Below are 19575 nucleotides of genomic sequence, written 5' to 3' on the forward strand. Positions count from 1 at the left end.
TCCAGCAAACAGGGACGAAACCATGCAGATCGGAATGATGGGACTGGGCCGGATGGGCGCCAACATGGTCCGCCGCCTGATGCGCGACGGCCATGAATGCGTCGTCTACGACATCAACCCCGCCAGCGTCGCGGCCCTGGTCGGCGACGGCGCCCTTGGGGCGGCCTCGATGGCGGAATTCGTCGGCAAGCTCGCCAAGCCGCGCTGCGTCTGGCTGATGCTGCCGGCCGCCATCACCGGCAAGATCATCGATCAGGTCGCGGCCCTGATGGAGCCCGGCGACATCGTCATCGACGGCGGCAATTCCTACTATCATGACGCCGTCGACCAGGCCGCGAAACTGGCCGCCAAGAGTATCCATCTCGTCGATGTCGGCACCAGCGGCGGTGTCTGGGGCCTGGAGCGTGGCTACTGTCTGATGATCGGCGGTCCCGACGTCGCGGTGCAGCACCTCGATTCGGTCTTCGCCACGCTGGCGCCGGGCGCCGATGCCGGCGCGCCTTCACCGGACAAGGCTGCCGGCACGGCGCCGTTCGGTTACCTGCATTGCGGGCCGAGCGGCGCGGGCCACTTCGTCAAGATGGTGCACAACGGCATCGAATATGGCGTCATGGCCGCTTATGCCGAAGGCATGAACATCCTGAAATCGGCCAATGCCGGCAAGCGGCAGCGCACCGCCGACGCCGAGACCAGCCCGCTGGAAAACCCGCAATACTACCAGTTCGACATCGACCTTCCCCAGGTCGCCGAGGTCTGGCGCCATGGCAGCGTCATCGGCTCCTGGCTGCTCGATCTCACCGCCGGCGCGCTGAAGAGCGATCCGGGCCTGGCGCAGTTCGGCGGCCGGGTCTCGGATTCCGGCGAGGGCCGCTGGACGCTGAAGGCGGCGATCGACACCGGCGTGCCGGCGCCGGTGCTGTCCTCGGCGCTGTTCGACCGCTTCTCCTCGCAAGGCGAATCCGAGTTCTCCGACAAGCTGTTGTCCGCCATGCGCTATGCCTTCGGCGGCCATGTCGAGAAGCCGAAGGCCGGCAAGTGACGGCGGCAGGGGAGACGCAGGCATGAGCCAGGAACGGTCCGACACGCTGGTGCTCTTCGGGGCGACAGGCGACCTCGCCCACAAGAAGATATTTCCGGCGCTTTACCAGATGGTCGCCAAGGGCACGCTCACCGAACCGGTGATCGGCGTGGCCTTCGACGCTTGGGATTTGAAGCAGTTGCAGGCGCGCGCCCGCGACGGCATCGTCAACGCGCTCGGCAAGATCGACGAAAAGATCTTCGCCAAATTCGCCAATTTGCTGCGCTATGTCAGCGGCGACTACCGCGACGGCGCGACATTCGAAAAGCTGAAGAGCGCGCTCGGCAGCGCCCAGCGGCCGCTGCACTACATGGCGGTGCCGCCGACCATGTTCGAGACCGTCGTGCAAGGGCTGGAGCAGTCGGGCACGGCGCACGGCGCGCGGCTGATGGTGGAAAAGCCCTTCGGCCACGATCTGCAGTCGGCGCGCTGGCTGAACCGGGTGCTGCACCTGGTGTTCGACGAACAGTCGATCTTCCGCATCGACCACTATCTCGGCAAGGAAGCAATCCAGAACCTGCTCTATTTCCGCTTCGCCAATTCGCTGCTCGAGCCGATCTGGAACCGCAACTACGTCGAAAGCGTGCAGATCACCATGGCCGAGGATTTCGGCGTCGAAGGGCGCGGCCGCTTCTATGACGACGTCGGCTGCATCAGGGACGTCATCGAGAACCATCTGCTCAACATTCTCTTGCTGCTGGCCATGGAGCCGCCCGTCGGCCGCTCGGCCGACGACCTGATCGACGAAAAGGTGCAGGTGCTGCGGGCGATCAGGACGCTGACGAAGGACGATGTCGTGCGCGGCCAGTTCACCGGCTATCTGGCGGAGCCCGGCGTGGCGCCGAACTCGCCGGTCGAGACCTTCGCGGCAGTGCGTTTCTTCGTCGACACATGGCGCTGGCAGGACGTGCCGTTCTTCATCCGCGCCGGCAAGAACATGCCGGTGCATGTCACCGAGGTGGTGGTGCGGCTGAAGCGGCCGCCGCTCGACGTTTTCGACCCGATCAAGCCGGCCGACCAGAATTACGTGCGCTTCCGCATCGACCCGCAGGTGGTGATCGCCATCGGCGCCCAGCGCAAGGCGCCCGGCGACGACATGGTCGGCGAGCAGGTGGAACTCACCGCGCTCGACGACAGCAAGGGCGACATGCCGCCTTACGAACGGCTGATCGGCGACGCCATGAACGGCAATGGCCAGCTCTTCACGCGCCAGGACGCGGCCGAGCTTGCCTGGCGCATCGTCGGCCCGGTGCTCGGCGACACCACCCCGCCGCACCTTTACGATCCCAGGACATGGGGACCGGCGGACGCCATGGCCGACTTCGGTCCGCCAAATGGCTGGATCGACCCGGTAGCATGAGCGGAGGGGAAGCGATGGCCAAGGCGGCAAAGCAGAAGGCTGCGGACACCGGCAAGATCGTGCTTTCGATCGATATCGGAGGCTCGCACGTCAAGATCCTGACCAGCGCCGGCGGAGCGGAACGCCTGGCCGATTCGGGCCCGGACCTGACACCACGACAGATGATCGACGTGGTGAAAAAGCTCGCCGAGGGCCTGTCCTACGACGTCATCTCGATGGGCTATCCAGGCCCGGTGCGTCACAACAAGCCGGTGCTCGACCCCATGAACCTCGGCAAGGGTTGGGCCGGCTTCGATTTCGCCGCGCAGTTCGGCAAGCCGGTCAAGGTGGTCAATGATGCGCTCATGCAGGCCATCGGCAGCTATGAAGGCGGGCGCATGCTGTTCCTGGGCCTCGGCACCGGCCTTGGCGCGGCGATGGTCCTCGACAATGTCGGCCAGCCGATGGAACTCGCCCATCTTCCTTACAAGAAAGGCAGGAGCTTTGAGGACTATGTCGGCGAACGCGGCCTGAAAATGCACGGCAAGAAGAAGTGGCGCAAATATGTGTTCGACGTCGTCGGCCGGCTCCGCGCCGCCTTGCAGCCCGACTATATCGTCATCGGCGGCGGCAATGTCGACAAGCTCGACGAGCTGCCCACCGACAGCAGGCGCGGCGACAACACACGCGCTTTCGAAGGCGGGTTTCGTCTGTGGCGAGACGAGGCCTTGATCGTCTGATATTATTACGTTTTAGTATAGTTGTTCAAAATCACGTGTGACGCCACGTCAGTCATTGCATTAAGCAGATTTGCCGACTAGGAGTTTCGCCGAACTACACTGCGGCGCGACCAAGGGGTCCACGAAAGTCGCTTCAGCACTTAGGGTTTGCGCACTGTCCTTTCGAAAACGAGCCCGATTTTCGAGGCTGCGCGCCATAGACGGAGGAAAGATTGACCGACGATAGCAACGACGCTCGCAAAGACATCGACCTTCTCGAGCTGACCGCTCATATTGTGTCCGCCTACGTCGAGAAGAACCGCTTGCCCGCCTCCGGCCTGGCCGATCTCATTGCCAGTGTCGCCGCCTCGATCAGCAGCCTCGGCAAGCCGGCGGTTCCGGTGGCGGCGCCCCTGGTCCCCGCGGTCAACCCCAAGAAGTCGGTGATGCCGGATTTCATCATCTGCCTCGAGGACGGCAAGAAGTTCAAATCGCTGAAGCGCCATCTCGGCGTGCATTTCGGCCTGAGCCCGGACGCCTATCGCGCCAAATGGGGCCTGCCGTCGGACTACCCGATGGTCGCCCCCAACTACGCCGCCTCGCGTTCGCTGCTGGCGAAGTCGATCGGCCTTGGCCGCAAGGCGGCCGTAGTGGTACCCGTCAAGGGCAAGGCCCGGAAGGCCAAGGTTTCGGCCTAACCCTTCAAAGCTGAGCCAATCGTTAGGACGACTGGAACAGAAGCCTGCCGGCGAATTCGCCTTGGCAGGCTTCATGTTTTTGTGGCTTGGATAGGCCAGACAGGGTGATCTGGGGGAAGCCATGAACTACACTAGGATGGTGATCGAGAAAGAGGCGCCGGAGGAATACGGCTACGACCGTATCCGCTACAATCTCTCCGAAAGTTCGATTGCCGACCAGAAGCTCTCCGACATCGGCCTGTCGCTGCCCGACCTGACGCTGTTCTATGGCGAGCATCGCGGCGATAGGGACTTGCGTGCGCTGATTGCGGCGCAGGACGCCGGCGTTTCGCCCGATGATGTGCTGGTCACCGCCGGCGCTGCCGGCGCGCTGTTCATCATCTCGACCGCGCTTCTGTCGGCGGACGATCACCTCGTCGTCGTCAGGCCCAACTATGCCACCAACATCGAGACCCCGAGGGCGATCGGCTGCGCCATCGGCTTTGTCGACCTGGCGTTCGAGAACAGCTTTGCCATCGATGTCGAGGCCGTCAAGGCGGCGATCCGGCCGAACACGAAGCTGATCAGCGTCACCTGCCCGCACAATCCGACCGGCACGATGATGCGCCGCGCCGAACTCGACGCTCTGGTGGCTTTAGCCGAAGCCAGCAACTGCCATTTGCTGGTCGACGAGACTTATCGCGATCTCTCCTACGGCAGGCGGCTGCCGTCGGCGGCCTCGCTGAGCCGGAAGGCCATCAGCGTCTCGTCGCTGTCGAAGGCCTTCGGCATTCCCGGCATCCGCATCGGCTGGCTGATCACCAGGGATGTGGCCCTTCAGGAGATGTTCCTTGCCGCCAAGGAGCAGATCGGCATCTGCGGCAGCGTCATCGACGAAGGTATCGCACGCGGCATGCTGGAGCGCCGGGACGCCTTCCTGGCGACGCTGCTGCCCGAAATGGCAGGGCGACGCGACATCGTCCAGGCCTGGATCGACCGCGAGCCGCTGGTCGACTGGATCAGGCCCGAAGGCGGTGTCGTCGGCTTCCCGCGCCTCAATGTCGACCCCGGTTTCGACCTCGACCGCTTCTATGTGAACCTGCTGGAAAACCACGGCACCTATGTCGGGCCCGGTCACTGGTTCGAGATGCCGAAGCGCTTCTTCCGCGTCGGTTTCGGCTGGCCGACCGAGGCCGAACTGAGGGGTGGGCTCGATGCCATTTCGGCCGCGCTGCGACAGTAACTTCCTTGTGCGATGGATCGGCCAAGGCGAAAGTCCCTTGATCCAGGCCTGATTTTAACGCATATGCCCGCCGAACTTTGATAAGTTTCATTGATCGGAACAGCGCCCATCCGGGAAGTGCCCCGCCGGTCAATGTCATAGCAACGGGGCCTCACTCGATGACATCCCTACAAACTTCCCCGGAGCAGCGTTACGCCGCGTTCCGGCACAAAGCCTTCCTCAGCTATTGGACTGCGCGCTTCCTCACCACCTTCGCCACCATGATCGTGTCCGTCGCCGTCGGCTGGCAGATCTATGATTTGACGCGCGATCCCTTCGATCTCGGCATTGTCGGTATCGTCCAGTTCCTGCCGTCGCTGCTTTTGGTGCTGGTCACCGGCGTCGTCGCGGATCGCTTCGGCCGCCGCCTGATCATGGCCTTGGCAACGGTGGTCGAGGCAAGCTGTGCGCTCGTTCTCCTGTACTTCACGCTACGCGGTCTCGTCAGTCCGCTGCCGATCTTCGTCGTTCTGGCGCTGTTCGGCATGGCGCGCGCCTTTTACGGACCGGCCTCCTCGTCGCTGTTCGCCAATCTGGTGCCGCCGGAAGATTTCGGCAACGCGATTGCGTGGAACTCGTCCGCCTGGCAGACGGCGACGATCGTCGGCCCGGTCGCCGGCGGCCTGCTCTATGGCGTCTCGCCGGAAGCCGCCTACGCCGTCGCCTCCGCGCTGATGCTAGTGGCGGGCCTGCTGATCTTCACCATTCCCAAGCCCGCTCAGCAGACCGCAACCGACAAGCCGACGATGGAAACGCTGTTTGCCGGCTTCCGCTACATCTGGAGCGAGAAGATCGTGCTCGGCGCCATCTCGCTCGACCTCTTCGCAGTGCTCCTGTCCGGTGCCTCGGCGCTGCTGCCGGTCTATGCGCGCGATATTCTTGAACTCGGCCCCTGGGGCCTCGGCCTGTTGCGCTCGGCGCCGGGCATCGGCGCCATCTGCGTGGCGGTCTGGCTGGCCGGGCACCCGCTTCGCGACAATGCCGGCAAGATCATGCTCGGCTTCGTCGCCGCATTCGGCGCCTGCACCGTGCTGTTCGGCCTGTCGACCATCACCTGGCTGTCCATCGTCGCCCTTGGCTTGCTGGGCGCCACCGACATGTTCAGCGTCTATATCAGGGAAACGCTGATCCAGTTGTGGACGCCGGACGAGGTGCGCGGCCGCGTCAACGCCGTCAACCAGGTCTTCGTCGGCGCCTCCAACGAGGTCGGCGAATTCCGTGCGGGCACCATGGCGGCATTGATCGGCACCGTTCCGGCGGTAGTGATCGGCGGCGTCGGCGCCATCGCCGTTGCCGGCCTGTGGGCGTATCTGTTCCCGCAACTGCGCAGGGTTCGCCACCTCAACGGGCGAAACTGACGCGCGCTAACCGTCGGCAAGATTCGTCACCCTGTCACAGGAACTGCCATGATCACTTGTTACCTGAAATATGTCATCGATCCTTACAAGCTTGCCGAGTTTGAAGAATATGGCCGTCGCTGGATCGGTCTGGTCAATCGTCTCGGTGGAAACCATCACGGCTATTTCCTTCCAAGCGAAGGGGCGAGCAATATCGCCTATGCCATGTTCAGCTTTCCGAGCCTTGCCGACTACGAGGACTACCGCAAACGGATGGCTGCCGACCCGGAATGCCAGGAAGTGTTTGAAACGGAAAAACGCAATCGCAGCATTCTCAGCTATGAGCGCAGCTTCATGCGGCCGGTGCTCGAAGCCTAGAAAAGTGGATGCCGGTTTTCGGAAAACGCGAACCCTCCCCGTCCGGAATTGGGAGAAAACCGAGCTACCGTACCTCTGGCCTGCCGAACACCATGCGCAGGAATTCGTCCAGCCAGCGCTTCAGATGTAAATCCCAGATCAGCCGGCCCCCCAAATGATCGCGGCCGGGCTGCGCGCCGGGCAGTTCGAAGCGATGCGCGCCGCGCACCACCCAGCGCTGCATCATCACCCTGGTCAGTTCGCCGTGGAACTGGATGCCCCAGGCATTGTCGCCATAGCGGAAGGCCTGGTTGGGATAGGTCTCCGCCGTCGCCAGCAAGATCGCGTCGCTCGGCAGCGAAAAGCCTTCGCGGTGGAACTGGTAGACCATCTCGGGCCAGTGCATCAGCTTCCTGCCGGCTTCGGTCGCCTTGAGCGGATACCAGCCGATCTCGACCAGCCCTTCGCCGTGACCCTCGACCTTGCCGCCGAGATGATTGACCAGCATCTGCGCGCCAAGGCAGATGCCGAGCAGCGGCCGGTTTTCCTTGAGCGGAATGTCCAGCCAGCTGGTCTCGCGGCGGACGAACTCGTCCTCGTCATTGGCGCTCATCGGTCCGCCGAACACCACGGCGCCAGCATGGCCATCCAGCGTCTCCGGCAAGGCGTCGCCCAGAGGCGGCCGGCGGATGTCGAGGTCGAAACCCTCTTCGATGAGCATGTGGCCGACGCGTCCGGGGCTCGAATTCTCCTGGTGCAGCACGATCAGGATTTTTGGCTTCGGGCTCGTTTGGCGCAGCATCGGCAGGCGGGATCCCGTCTATTCGTCGCTGGAGGTTCCGCGCGCGCCGGGCGCTTGCGCCGCCGCCTTGCGGCGCGCCTCGACCCGGTCGTGGCGCTCGACGCCGATCAGTTCGGCGACGCGCCACACCGTGTTGTCCTCGAGTTCATGCAGCTCGCCATCGGCATAGACGATCTCCCACATCAGGCCGATGAAGGCCTTGCGCCCGTCCGCGTCGAGGTGGCGCTTGAGAACGCTGGTGAAGGCATAGAGGTCGATCGCCTCGTTGTCGGCGCGCTCGCCGGCGGCGGCGAGCGCTTCGAGTTCAGCACCGCTGATCGAATAGCTCTGCGCCAGCACCGCCTTGAACCGCTCCCATTCGACATCCTGCCGCACGCCGTCGGCATTCATCACATGGTAGAGCAGCGCCGAGGCGGCGACGCGCGGATCGTCCGTGCTGGCATGCGTGCCGGAACTGGCCGGCAAGTCCCTGAGAAACGACAGAACACGTTCGAACATCAATTCATTCCCAACCGCCCGATGGCCAAATCAAAACAGCCGGAAGCGGCGCGGCGACTTCTCCGCCTCGTCGTCCGGATCGACGCCGGGATCGTCCGGCAAGCGCGTCAATTCTTCCGCCGGCTCCACGCCCTCGGCATCGGCCGGCACCGCCGCGAACGCCGCGGCCGTAACCGGCGTGACGTGGTCTTCGCGGCTTTCGGCCGCCTTGTCCGTCGCCTCGCTGCCCGTGGTGGCAGGTTCGATTGCGTCGACCGGCGTTTCGCTGACCGGCTTGGACAGGGCTTCAATGACCGGCACGGTGTCCGGAGCCTCATCACGGCTGTCTATGAGCTGGCCAAGCCGCTCCATCGGCGCACGCCACTCGAAGGCATCGAGCCGGCCGGTGACCGGCGATACCGGCGCCCAGCGTTCTGAAACGACGCCGTCGGCGACCCAGGCCGGATCGCGCGGCGCCCGCACCGCCTTGGAGAGCAGTTGCCTGACCTTGCCCTGGTCGCCGGTCTCGGCCTCCTCGATGTCGGCGAGCAGCAGATAGGCGCCCTCGCGGCGGTCCATCCGGATCGCCGCCTCGGCTTCGCGGCGGGCGGTCGAAAAATCCTGCGCGTCGAGCGCGGCGCGCGCCACCGTCATCGACGATTCGGCGTGGTTCTTCTTCATCTCCTGCAGCTTCTTCGCCCGGTTGAGGCGATCGAGCACGGCGTCGCCCGGCCTCGCATGGGTATAGAGCTCGGCGACCTCCGGATGCGGCTCGGCCTTCCATGCTGTCTCCAGGATCTTCGAGCCTTTGCGCACGTCGTTCTGCTTGAACAGCGCGGCGGCGGCGGCAACGGCGGCGGGGGCAAAGTCCGGCCGCAGCTTGTTGGCCTCGAGCGCCGCGGTCCTTGCCGCGTTGGGGTCGCTGTCGGCGAGCGATTGCGCCTTGGCGGTCAGCAGCACGGCACGACGGCGGTTGGCGGCATCGCGTTCGATCTGCCGTGTCGACTTCTGCGCATCGACCAACTTCAGGGCGCCGTCCCAGTCGCCGCGCGCGGTCAACTCCTCCAGCGTCGATTCGGCAGCCCAGGCGAGCTGCGGCGCCATGACAGCGGCGCGGCCGGCGTAGTGCCGGGCGGCATTGCGGTCGCCCAGGCGCTCGGCTTCCAGATAGAGGCCGCGCAGGCCAAGCAGCCGCATTTCGGGATCGTCCAGCATGCTCTCGAATTTCTGCCGCGCGCCTTCGTGGTCGCCTTCGAGCAGCGACGCTTGCGCCTCCAGGAGATGGATCAGCGGTTCCTGGTCGGAGCGGATCAGCTTGGCCGCTTCCTTGGTCTTCTTGCGCGCCAGCGCACCGTCGCCGGCGCCGGCGGCGATCATGCCGGTCGACAGCGCCTGATAGCCGCGGTCGCGGCGGCGCACGCGGAAATAGCGCGAGATGGTGTAGGGGCTGTTCCACAGCGACTTGACGAGCCACCACGCGATCATCACCGCGGCCACGACCGCCACGACGGCCACCGCCGCGACCATAAGGCTGACCTGGTACTGGTAGCCGTTGAAGGTGATGACCATGTCGCCCGGCCGGTCGGCCAGCCAGGCAAAGCCCAGCCCGAGCGCGAAGACGACGACGAGGAAGGCGAACAGGCGGATCATTGTGTTGCCCTCATGCCTTCATCGCGCTGGAGATCAGCGCGTCGACCTGGGTTTCGACCTCGACGCGGGCCTTCAGTTTGCCGGCAAAGTCAGCGCCGGCGGTCTTCACCGCTGCCGGCAGCGTGTCGTATTCGCTGAGCGCCTTGGCGTAGTCGCCCTGGTTGACCGCCATCTCCATGCGCGCGACCGTTTCCGGCGCGCCGGCCCCTTCCACGGCGCCAATCGGCCGGACCTTGACCAGCGATTCGGCGCTCGACATCAAATTGTCGAGGAAGCCGGCATTCTGATCGACCGGCGTTGCGGCGGCGACCATGGCATTGGCGGCAGCATCCATCTGCGATGCGATCTCGGCTCGGGTCGGGACGCCCTTTTCGGCATAGGGTCGCAAAGTCGCGAGTTCAGGCGCGTTGGGCGAAATCGCGGCCAGCGTATCGAGTTCGGCCGAGAACGGCGCGCCACGGTCGAGCGCCGCCTTCAGCGCCGAAGCGGCGATGGCGAGCGCGATCTTCGGCTGCGAAGCCTGGGCGTCGACCTTGCCGGAGAGCTGCGACACCGACTGTTCGAGCGCGGCAAGCCGTCCGTCCTGGGTCTTCGCCGCCTCGCTTGTCGATTTCACCAGCGCATCGAGATCGGCCAGCTTTTCGTTGAGCGGGCCGAGATCGACCGGCGCCGCGCTGCCGGCCTTGCCGAGAGCCGCGACCGCGGTTTCCATCTGCTTGACCTTGTCGCCGAGCGCGGCGAGCCCGGCATTGTCGCCGGCGCCGCCGGATTCAACCGCCGATTTCAGCGCCGCGACATCGGCCTTAACCTGCTCCAGGCCCGAAGAAAGCCCGACCAGCTTGGCCGCTGCATCGTTGTTGCCGCCGGCTTCTTTCAGGCCGGTGATTTCGCTCTTCAGCGAGGCGATGTCGCTGTTGACGCCATCGAGCGAGACGCCGGCGCCGGAACCCGGCGCGCCGAGCAGACCGGCGAATTGCAGGCCGCCGGCGCCGACCAGCGCGATGACACCGCCGATGATGCCGGCGGCGAGGCCGTTGAGGCCGCCACGCTTCGGCTGCGCTGCCATTGGTCCGCTCCTTGCGTCGGGTTTTCCCGCGCCAGTCTTGGTTTCACCAGTCTTGGTTTCACCAGTCTTGGTGGTTGCATCCTCAAAGTTGTAGTCGGAAGAAGGCTTGCCACGGTCGGATGGCGTGTCCGAGCCGGGATAAGGCATTTCCGGCTCGGCGGCCTTGGCCCTTGCCGCCGTATCCGCCCCGGACTGTCCCGCGGCGGCATCGGCATGCTCCCAGGGTTCGAGATCGACCTGGTCGGCATGCACCGGCTCTTCGGGCGCCTCCGGCTGCGAGGCGTTCGCGGCTTCCTCCGCCTTCGCCTCGTCGGTCTGGGCCGCATTCCCGGCTTCTGCATCCCCCGCTGCTGCGTCCTTGCCGGCATCCTCGTCGACGATGCGCGAGACGGCACCCGGCTCGAGATCGATGGTCACCGGGTCGCGGCGTCCTTTCGAGTGTCGCATCTTCGGCGTCTTGACCATGCCTGGGCTCCGCAAAATTCGCTTCGTCTCAACGCCTGGCGGCGCGTGATGGTTCAGAAAGGGTCTAGCACATCACCAAGCGGTGAAAAGGGGCGGTGTGATGACGCGGGTCAGCGGGGCGCCCGCAAAAGTGCCAGCAGCGCGTCTTCGTCGGGCGTCGCGGCAATCTCGATTGCTTTGCCGGCGCTATAGTCAAGAGCAGCGGCGATGCGCTGGGAAAGCGCCAAAAACCGTGTTTTTTCAAAGAGTAGTTTCAAGGCGGGCCTTGCGGCCAAAACCTGCATCGCGGCAGCCGCCTTGGCCGAATAGAGCAGCACCGCATCGACGGGTTGGCCTGACGTCAGCTCAAGGACGTCCTTGTCGGAACAACGCACCGCCGAAGTGTCGTACGTCTCGACGGCGTGGACCTGGACGCCAGCGGCTTCCAGCCGCTGTTCGAACACCGGGAACCGCACGCGTCCGCAGAGATAGACGATCGTCTTGCCGGAGAAGCTATCGCCCATGTTTTCGGCCAGCGCCTCGGCATCGCCCGGACCCTCGCGCACCGACAGGAACCCTGCGTCGCGCGCGGCTTCGGCTGTCCGCTTTCCAACGCCATGGCAAGGCAAGGCCGCGAGCGCCGCGATGATTTCTTCCGAAGCATGGCGCACGGCGTTGGCGCTGGTGACGGCAACGGCGAGAGCATCAGCCGGAACCTGACCGGCATCGGCAGGCAAAGCCGCCGTTTCGGTCAAAGGCAGGAGAATCGGCTGGAAACCCGCCTCCAGGACCCGCCGCGCCGTACGCGAAGCCCCCGGTTCCGGCCTGGTCACCAGGACGCCAGGCATTTTCAGAGCCAGCCGTCGAAGAACTTTTCACCGGCCTTGGCCCGCACCGTCCCGGCGGCTTCCGTGCCGATGCGGGCGGCATCCTGCGCTGGCCCCTGCAGCTCGATCATGTGCGACTGCGTGCCGTCGGGCGAGATGATCAGGCCGGCGAAAGAGAGCTTCCCACCCTCGATCGCCGCGTAGCCCGCGATCGGCGTGCGGCAGGAACCGTCGAGCGCCGCCAGGAAGGCGCGCTCGCAGGCGAGCGCCTGTCCGGTCGGCACGTCATGGATCGCCACCAGCATCTTTTCGACAGCGCGATCGCCGATGCGGGTCTCGATGCCGATCGCGCCCTGGCCCGGCGCCGGCGGAAAGACGTCGAGCGGGATCAGGTCGGTGACGACATGGTCGAGCCCGAGCCGCTTCAGCCCGGCATAGGCAAGGATGGTGCCGGCGGCGACACCTTCGTCCAGCTTGCGCAGCCGCGTCTGCACATTGCCGCGGAACATCACCACGTCGAGATCCGGCCGCATGCGGCGGATCAGCGCCTGCCGCCTGAGCGACGACGAGCCGACTTTTGCGCCGCGCGGCAGGTCGGCGATCGTCTTCGCCGCCTTGCCGACATAGGCGTCGCGCGCGTCCTCGCGCGGCAGGTAGGCCGAGAGTTCCAGGCCGCCGGGCAGTTGCGTCGGCATGTCCTTCGACGAATGCACGGCGATGTCGATGGCGCCCGCCAGCAGCGCCTCCTCGATCTCCTTGGTGAACAGGCCCTTGCCGCCGGCCTCCGACAACGGCCGGTCCTGGATGCGGTCGCCGCTGGTCGAGATGACGACCACCTCGAACGCTTCCGCCGGCAAGCCATGCGCGGCCATCAGCCGCGCCTGCGTTTCATGGGCCTGGGCCAGCGCCAGCGGGCTGCCGCGTGTTCCGATTTTCAAGGTTGTTTGCATGGCGCGCGGTCCGTGGTAACCCCCGGCCAGAGCATTTTGCAGTCAAGTGGAGCCACTTGGCGTCGCGGAAATGCAGTTGGAATAACCGAGGCCTTTCGGGCTTTCTCCTAACGGGGAAAGGCCTGATAAACAATCTCTTGGGATAGCGACGAATTGATCCGCGTTCTGGGCATTGAGACGAGTTGCGATGAGACCGCCGCCAGCGTCGTGGCGCTTGAAGGCAATGACGCGCCGAAAATCCTGTCCAACGTCGTGCTCAGCCAGATCGAGGAGCATGCCGCCTTCGGCGGTGTCGTGCCCGAGATCGCCGCGCGCGCCCATGTCGAGGCGCTGGACGGCATCGTCGAGGCCGCCCTTGCCGATTCGGGTGTGGCGCTGGCCGATATCGACGCCATCGCCGCCACCGCCGGTCCCGGTCTCGTCGGCGGCCTGATCGTCGGCTTGATGACGGCCAAGGCGATCGCCGCGGCGGCGGGCAAGCCGCTGATCGCCGTAAACCACCTCGAAGGCCATGCCTTGACGGCGCGGCTGACCGACGGGCTCGATTTCCCTTATCTGCTGCTGCTGGTTTCCGGCGGCCATACGCAGATCCTGGCCGTGCGCGGCGTTGGCGATTATCAGCGTTGGGCGACCACCATCGACGATGCGCTCGGCGAAGCCTTTGACAAGACCGCCAAGATGCTCGGCCTGCCCTATCCCGGTGGTCCGAACGTCGAGAAGGTGGCACAGGCCGGCAACGCGGCCCGCTTTGCCTTTCCCCGTCCGATGAAGGGGTCGGCGCAGCCCGATTTCTCCTTCTCCGGCCTCAAGACCGCCGTGCGCCAAGCGGCGACCGCCATCGAGCCGCTGAGCGACCGGGACGTGGCCGACATCTGCGCCTCGTTCCAGGCCGCGGTCGCCGATGCGCTCGCCGACCGCGTTTCGCGCGCGCTGGCACGGTTCAGCGAGACATTTCCGGGCACGAACACGCCCGCGCTGGTGGTCGCCGGCGGCGTCGCCGCCAACCGCACCATCAAGGCGACGCTGGAACGGCTGTGCTCTCAGGCCGGTTTCACCTTCGTCGCGCCGCCGCTGAAGCTTTGCACCGACAATGCGGCGATGATCGCCTGGGCCGGTATCGAGCGGCTGCGCGAAGGCATGGCGCAGGAGAACGGCTTCGATTTCGTGCCCCGTTCGCGCTGGCCGCTGGACAGCATCTCGGCGCCGATGGTCGGCTCCGGCCGGCGGGGAGCCAAAGCATGATCAAGGAGGGCATGACCAAGAGGGCCATGACCGAAGAGAGCATAGGCGTCGGCGACCCTGTGCCAAGTGGCTGGCGCGTTGCCGTGCTCGGCGGCGGGGCCTGGGGTACGGCATTGGCGCTGGCCATGCTGCGCGCCGGCCATTTCGTCCGCCTCTATGCACGCGACCCGGAGACCGTCGCCGCGATCGATCGCGGCGAAAATCCACGCTATCTGCCGGGTATCGCACTCCAGGCCGGCATCGTGGCGACGAGCAACATCCAAGCGGCACTCGACGGTGCCGATTGCGTGCTGGCGGTGACGCCGGCGCAATCGCTTCGTGCCATGCTGACCGCCGCCAGGCCACATATGCCGGCCGGCATTCCGCTTGTCCTCTGCGCCAAGGGCATCGAACGCGATACCGGCGCCTTGCTGTCGGCGATTGTCGAGGAAATCCTCCCTGGAAACCCCGTCGCGGCTCTGTCGGGCCCGAGCTTCGCCACCGACGTTGCCCGCGGCCTGCCGACGGCGGTGGTGGTGGCGGCCCGCGACGAAGCGCTGGCGGCCGACCTTGCCGCCCGGTTCTCGGCCGAGAACCTGCGCTGCTATTCGAACGATGACCTGATCGGCGTCGAGATCGGCGGCGCCTTGAAGAACGTCTTCGCCATCGCCGCCGGTGCCGTCACCGGCGCCGGGCTCGGCGCCAGCGCCCAGGCCGCCATGGTGACGCGCGGCTTTGTCGAACTGCGCCGCATCGGTGCCGCCTTCGGCGCCCGGCCGGAGACCTTGATGGGGCTTTCCGGCCTTGGCGACCTGCTGCTCACCTGCGCGTCCGCCCAGTCGCGCAACTTCGCCTATGGGCTGGCGCTCGGGCAAGGCAAGGAACTTTCCGGACTGCCGCTGGCCGAGGGCGTGCCGACGGCGGCGATCGCCGCGCGCATCGCCGCCGAGAGGGACATCGATGCGCCGATTATCGCCGCCGTCGCCGCCATACTGGACGGCACCATCACCGTGCGGCAAGCCGTAACGGCGCTGATGACCCGGCCGCTAAAGACCGAAACCAACGATTGATCCCCAACCTTGATTCCCCAACCTTGATCCCGAGACCAGGAGAAAACCATGCTGTTTGCGTTGATTTGCAAGGACAAGCCCGGCAGCCTGCAGGTGCGCCTTGACACGCGGCCCGCCCACGTCGTCTTCATCGAAGGCCTGAACGGTGAAGGGAAGCTCGCCTTCGCCGGTCCTTTTCTTGACGCCGACGGCAAGCCGAACGGCACTCTCGCCGTAATCGAGGCTCCGGATATCGCGGCCGCTCAGGCTTTGTCGGCAGCCGATCCCTACGCCAAGGCCGGCCTGTTCGAAAGCGTCGAAATCCGCCAGTGGAACTGGACCTTCAACAAGCCGGCGGCTAGTTAATCCTGCTCGCTGGTGCGCAAGGAGGAGCAAAAAGAATGAACTACTGGCTGTTCAAATCCGAACCCTCGGTCTTCTCCTTCGAGGCGTTGAAGGCCAAGGGCAAGGCCGGCACGCAATGGGACGGCGTGCGCAACTACGCCGCCCGCAACAACATGAAGGCGATGCAGATCGGCGATCTCGGCTTCTTCTACCACTCCAATGAGGGGTTGAACGTGGTCGGCATCGCCGAGGTCTGCGCGCTCGCCCATCCCGACAGCACCACCGACGACCCGCGCTGGGAGTGCGTCGACATCCGCGCCTTCAAGGAGGTGCCTAACCCGCCGACGCTGGGAGAGATCAAGGCCAACCCAAAACTCGCCGACATGGCGCTGGTGCGGCTCGGACGGCTTTCCGTGCAGCCGGTGACCCCGGCCGAATGGAAGGAAGTCTGCCGAATGGGCGGCCTGACGCCCGCTCCGTGACGGTACTCACGCCAAACAGCGCGCAAAAATTCATCCTCGACAACACGGCACTGATGGCGCCGCCGCATGTGCCGGAGGTTCTTCTGCACCTCGCCGACGAGGCGCACGACCTCTGGCAACGGACCGAGGACGAACTGGTTGAGATCGGCCTGCCGCCGCCCTTCTGGGCATTTGCCTGGGCCGGCGGCCAGGGCCTCGCCCGCCATGTCATCGACAATCCCGGTACGGTGCGAGGCAAGCGCGTGCTCGACTTTGCCTCGGGCTCCGGCCTCGTCGCCATCGCCGCCACCAAAGCGGGCGCCGCCGAGGTGATGGCCGTCGACATCGATCCGTTCTGCGCCACCGCGATCCGTCTCAACAGCGAGGCCAATGATGTCCAGGTCCAGTTCCTCGGCACGGACTGCGTCGGCACCGATGCGGGCTGGGACGTGATCCTCGCCGGCGATGTCTTCTACGACAAGCCTTTCGCCGACCGGCTGATGCCTTGGTTCTCGGCTCTCAAACGGCGTGGGGCCGATATCCTGATCGGCGATCCCGGCCGCTCCTATTTGCCGCGATCGGGGCTGGAGCCGTTGGCGTTCTACGAGGTCCCGGTGACACGGGCACTCGAGGACGCCGAGGTAAAGCGCACGACTGTCTGGCGACTTGCTTGACGCCGTCGCCGAACAGGCGTTTCCATAAATTTGTATCTGGAGCAATTCCAGGAAAAGTGTGAGCGGTTTTCCGTCTGGAATTGCGTCAAAATAAAGAGTTGGAGCGGTTCGCCGTTTCCATGAAACGGTGAAACGCTCTGGAGGGGGAAGCTGATGGATTTTTCGGCAGTGGACTGGCTGGCGGTGATCGTCGCCGCCATCGTCGCCTGGTTGTTCGGCGCGGCATGGTACATGACGTTGAGCAAGCCGTGGCTCAAAGCCGCCAAGCTCGATCCGGCGACGATTAAGAAATCGCCCCTGCCCTTCGTCGTCAGCTTCATCGCCGAACTGGTCATGGCCACCATCATGGCCCTGGTTGTCGGCGCGATGACCGGTGGTGAGCCGACATGGCTTGCCGGCCTCGTCTTCGGCTTCGTGCTTTGGCTGGGGTTCGTGGCGACGACACTTTCGGTCAACCATCGCTATGAGAATTTCGGCTGGGACCTGACCCTCATCGACGGCGGCCATTGGCTGGGTGTCTTGCTGATCATCGGTGCGGTGATCGGCTGGTTCGGCGCCGTGGCAAGCTGAGACGGCGGGTTGACGATGGCGGATGAGTCCGGATTTCCGCGCGACCTGGTGTTCACCCGCGTCTGTCACGTCAAGCAAGGCTATGACGACCGGCGCCGGCACATCGTGCGCGAGTTCGAGCGGCGCGGCGTGCCGGTCTACTTCTACACCGAATGGGACCGCCCGGACGTCACCCCGGAAATCCGCGCCGAATTGGTCGCTCCCGGCTTTGTCCACCCGCCTGCCGTCTCGCTAGCACTGAAGCATGTCGGCATCTGGCGCGATTTCCTCGAGACCGACCTGCACTATTGCCTGGTGTTCGAGGACGACGTTTTCCTCGCTCGCGACTTTGTCGCCAAGTTCCGCCAGGGGCTGGCCGAACTCGGCAGCCCCGACCGCAAGGCCGTCATCTATCTCGGCAATGGCAGCAACTACTACACACCGAGTTGGAAATTGCGGAAGGGTCAAAGGCTCTACCCCGCACTGCATGCCAGATGCGCGGATTCCTACCTCATCACCCGCCCGGCCGCCGAAGCGCGTTGCGGCTGGATCGCCCGGAACAAGATATCCACGGTGATCGACCATCTGGCCGAACGGATGGATGAAGAGTTGGGTGTTGAAATGCTGTGGTTCGAACGCCCGATCGTCGAGCAGGGCAGCGAAAACGGAGCTTTCCACACCTCCGTTGCCGGCAAACCGCATCCGCTTCTCTACAAGAAACTGAAGTGGAATTGGAAGAAATACACCCGCATGATCTTCGGCCACAACGCCCGGTCGTGAGCGGGAGTTGACGGCCTATACCCTGTCCGACGTGCGCGTCCTGGCCACTTCCTCCAGGATCCAGTCGCGGAAGGCGACGATGCGCGGGTCGTCGGCCATGGCCTGGGGATAGACTAGGAAATAGGCGAATTCGGGCGCGACCTTGATGCCGAGCTCGAAAGGCCGCACCAGCCGACCCTCGGACAGATCGTTGGCCACCATGGCGAAATCGGCGAGGGCGACGGCGTTGCCGTCGATCGCCGCCTGGATGGCATCCGAGGAATTGACGAAGACGATTGTCCGGCTGTTGTCGAAATCGTCGACACCGGCCGCCGCCATCCACATGCGCCAGTTCGGCCATGTCACGCCCTGGCGCGCCCACTCGATATGGGCAAGCGTGTGGTGGAAGAGATCGCGCGGCTCGCGCAAGGGCGGCCCGGATGCCAAAAGGCCTGGGCTGCACACCGGAATGATGACGTTGTCGAACAGGCGGTGCGCGCACAGCCCCGGATACTTGCCGGCGCCGAAACGGATGCCGACATCGACATCGTCCAGGTCGAAATCGCGCAATCCGTAGGCGATGTCGAACCTGAGCTCGATGCCGGGCCGCTGCTTGCGAAAATCCTCGACCCGCCGCATCAGCCATTTTGTCGCGAACTGGGCGTCCAGCGTCACCTTCAGAAACTCCGTCCCGCGCGCCATCTTGCGCGCCCGCATGGCGGCCCGGCCAAGCAGGTCGAGCGCATCGGTCGCAGCCTCGAACAGCACCGTGCCCGCCTCCGTCAGCCGGATCGTGCGGCTGGTGCGCGTGAACAGCACGATGCCGAGCTGATCCTCGATTTCCTTGATCTGGTGGCTGACCGCGGCCGGCGTCAGGCCAAGCTCGTCGGCGGCACGGGTGAAATTGAGGTGCCTGGCCGCCGCCTCCAGCGTCCTCAGCGCCCGCGTTCCCGGCAGCAGGGTCGCCATCAGCGTGGGATCTCGGCGAAGCGGTCCATGGCGCTCTCAATCCTCAAACAAAACTTGATGATTGAGAAAAAACTACTCGTTTCCTCCCAAGATTTCAATCGGGCATGATGTGAACATCGAAACACCATCAAACCGGATTTGATGTCCAGACGAACGGATGCCATCATGTCTCACACCGCTTTTCATCCTGCATATGCCGCCCGCCCGGCCCGGCTGGCGGCGATCCGTGCCTGGCTGCGTCAAGCCAGGGTCGCGATCAATCTTCCGCACCAGAACGTCGAGGACCTGTCCGATCGCCAACTGCGCGATATCGGCGCCGGCCGCAAGGACATCGCCCGGGCAATGGACCGCGAGATGGGCCGGCTGGGCCTTCTCGACATCGGCTGGCAACAGCCCAAGCGAAAGGAGTAGGGAGTAGGGAGTAGGGAGTAGGGAAATTAGACGGCATCGACGCGTAACCCTACTGCCTACTGCCTACTGCCTACTGCCTACTGCCTACTGCCTACTGCCTACTGCCTACTGCCTACTGCCTACTGCCTACTG

At 65.0% G+C, this 19575-nt stretch carries 22 protein-coding genes; 15 read left to right on the forward strand and 7 right to left on the reverse strand.

Annotated features, from left to right (window positions below):
• Positions 1–22: 22 nt before the first annotated feature.
• The 7 genes from gnd (at position 23) to LB577_RS24985 (ending at position 6810) form a co-directional block, all read left to right on the forward strand.
• A complete protein-coding gene (gnd, locus tag LB577_RS24955) occupies positions 23–1039 on the forward strand; it encodes a phosphogluconate dehydrogenase (NAD(+)-dependent, decarboxylating) (RefSeq protein ID WP_224689332.1) in 1017 nt (338 codons plus the stop codon).
• A 22-nt stretch (positions 1040–1061) separates the two neighbouring features.
• On the forward strand, positions 1062–2438 hold the full coding sequence (gene zwf, locus LB577_RS24960; RefSeq protein WP_023765953.1) for a glucose-6-phosphate dehydrogenase: 1377 nt from the start codon (positions 1062–1064) through the stop codon (positions 2436–2438).
• 14 nt (positions 2439–2452) lie between these two features.
• Positions 2453–3157, forward strand: coding sequence for an ROK family protein (locus LB577_RS24965; RefSeq protein WP_224689333.1), 705 nt, complete (start codon positions 2453–2455; stop codon positions 3155–3157).
• Between the two features lie 212 nt (positions 3158–3369).
• Complete coding sequence (locus tag LB577_RS24970; RefSeq protein WP_224689334.1) at positions 3370–3834, forward strand: MucR family transcriptional regulator; 465 nt, start codon at positions 3370–3372, stop codon at positions 3832–3834.
• Positions 3835–3955: 121 nt separating this feature from the next.
• Positions 3956–5056, forward strand: a complete 1101-nt coding sequence (locus LB577_RS24975; protein WP_224689335.1) for an aminotransferase class I/II-fold pyridoxal phosphate-dependent enzyme — start codon at positions 3956–3958, stop codon at positions 5054–5056.
• A gap of 158 nt (positions 5057–5214) precedes the next feature.
• Entirely contained in the window at positions 5215–6453 is a 1239-nt protein-coding gene (locus LB577_RS24980; protein WP_224689336.1) for an MFS transporter, read from the forward strand.
• Between the two features lie 48 nt (positions 6454–6501).
• Positions 6502–6810 (forward strand): NIPSNAP family protein, encoded by a 309-nt coding sequence (locus LB577_RS24985; protein ID WP_023765949.1) that lies wholly within the window; start codon positions 6502–6504, stop codon positions 6808–6810.
• A 64-nt stretch (positions 6811–6874) separates the two neighbouring features.
• On the opposite strand, the gene LB577_RS24990 is transcribed toward LB577_RS24985, so the two are convergent.
• The 6 genes from LB577_RS24990 to hemC all read right to left on the reverse strand — a co-directional run bounded on the left by LB577_RS24990 (position 6875) and on the right by hemC (position 13005).
• Positions 6875–7591 carry a glutamine amidotransferase gene (locus LB577_RS24990; protein WP_224689337.1) on the reverse strand — a complete coding sequence of 239 codons (717 nt, stop codon included), beginning with the start codon at positions 7589–7591 and terminating at the stop codon, positions 6875–6877.
• A gap of 18 nt (positions 7592–7609) precedes the next feature.
• Positions 7610–8089: a TerB family tellurite resistance protein gene (locus tag LB577_RS24995; protein WP_023765947.1), complete on the reverse strand. Its 480-nt coding sequence runs from the start codon at positions 8087–8089 to the stop codon at positions 7610–7612.
• 30 nt (positions 8090–8119) lie between these two features.
• Positions 8120–9718, reverse strand: a complete 1599-nt coding sequence (locus tag LB577_RS25000) for a heme biosynthesis protein HemY (RefSeq protein WP_224689338.1) — start codon at positions 9716–9718, stop codon at positions 8120–8122.
• Positions 9719–9728: 10 nt separating this feature from the next.
• Positions 9729–11249, reverse strand: coding sequence for a COG4223 family protein (locus tag LB577_RS25005; protein ID WP_224689339.1), 1521 nt, complete (start codon positions 11247–11249; stop codon positions 9729–9731).
• 110 nt (positions 11250–11359) lie between these two features.
• On the reverse strand, positions 11360–12076 hold the full coding sequence (locus LB577_RS25010) for a uroporphyrinogen-III synthase (protein WP_224689340.1): 717 nt from the start codon (positions 12074–12076) through the stop codon (positions 11360–11362).
• A 2-nt stretch (positions 12077–12078) separates the two neighbouring features.
• Positions 12079–13005 (reverse strand): hydroxymethylbilane synthase, encoded by a 927-nt coding sequence (hemC, locus tag LB577_RS25015; RefSeq protein WP_224689341.1) that lies wholly within the window; start codon positions 13003–13005, stop codon positions 12079–12081.
• 156 nt (positions 13006–13161) lie between these two features.
• Between hemC and tsaD the strand changes: the two genes are divergently transcribed.
• From tsaD to LB577_RS25050, 7 genes are all read left to right on the forward strand, one after another.
• The gene (gene tsaD / locus LB577_RS25020) at positions 13162–14247 is read left to right on the forward strand and encodes a tRNA (adenosine(37)-N6)-threonylcarbamoyltransferase complex transferase subunit TsaD (RefSeq protein WP_224689352.1); all 1086 of its coding nucleotides are present in this window, start codon (positions 13162–13164) and stop codon (positions 14245–14247) included.
• An 11-nt stretch (positions 14248–14258) separates the two neighbouring features.
• Positions 14259–15296 carry an NAD(P)H-dependent glycerol-3-phosphate dehydrogenase gene (locus LB577_RS25025; RefSeq protein WP_224689342.1) on the forward strand — a complete coding sequence of 346 codons (1038 nt, stop codon included), beginning with the start codon at positions 14259–14261 and terminating at the stop codon, positions 15294–15296.
• A 48-nt stretch (positions 15297–15344) separates the two neighbouring features.
• On the forward strand, positions 15345–15641 hold the full coding sequence (locus tag LB577_RS25030) for a YciI-like protein (RefSeq protein WP_224689343.1): 297 nt from the start codon (positions 15345–15347) through the stop codon (positions 15639–15641).
• A 35-nt stretch (positions 15642–15676) separates the two neighbouring features.
• The gene (locus LB577_RS25035; protein ID WP_023765939.1) at positions 15677–16102 is read left to right on the forward strand and encodes an EVE domain-containing protein; all 426 of its coding nucleotides are present in this window, start codon (positions 15677–15679) and stop codon (positions 16100–16102) included.
• Entirely contained in the window at positions 16057–16755 is a 699-nt protein-coding gene (locus LB577_RS25040; RefSeq protein ID WP_224689344.1) for a class I SAM-dependent methyltransferase, read from the forward strand. The genes LB577_RS25035 and LB577_RS25040 overlap by 46 nt, the downstream gene beginning before the upstream one ends.
• A 153-nt stretch (positions 16756–16908) precedes the next feature.
• Entirely contained in the window at positions 16909–17325 is a 417-nt protein-coding gene (locus LB577_RS25045; protein WP_224689345.1) for a DUF1761 domain-containing protein, read from the forward strand.
• A gap of 15 nt (positions 17326–17340) precedes the next feature.
• Entirely contained in the window at positions 17341–18084 is a 744-nt protein-coding gene (locus LB577_RS25050) for a glycosyltransferase family 25 protein (protein ID WP_224689346.1), read from the forward strand.
• Between the two features lie 15 nt (positions 18085–18099).
• Here the strand turns inward: LB577_RS25050 and gcvA are convergent, their stop codons facing one another.
• A complete protein-coding gene (gene gcvA, locus LB577_RS25055; protein ID WP_224689347.1) occupies positions 18100–19032 on the reverse strand; it encodes a transcriptional regulator GcvA in 933 nt (310 codons plus the stop codon).
• Positions 19033–19197: 165 nt separating this feature from the next.
• Here gcvA and LB577_RS25060 point away from each other — a divergent pair, with 165 nt between their 5' ends.
• Entirely contained in the window at positions 19198–19443 is a 246-nt protein-coding gene (locus tag LB577_RS25060; RefSeq protein ID WP_224689348.1) for a hypothetical protein, read from the forward strand.
• The last annotated feature ends 132 nt before the right edge of the window (positions 19444–19575 follow it).

The organism is Mesorhizobium sp. B283B1A (assembly GCF_020165735.1).
GTDB lineage: Bacteria > Pseudomonadota > Alphaproteobacteria > Rhizobiales > Rhizobiaceae > Mesorhizobium > Mesorhizobium opportunistum.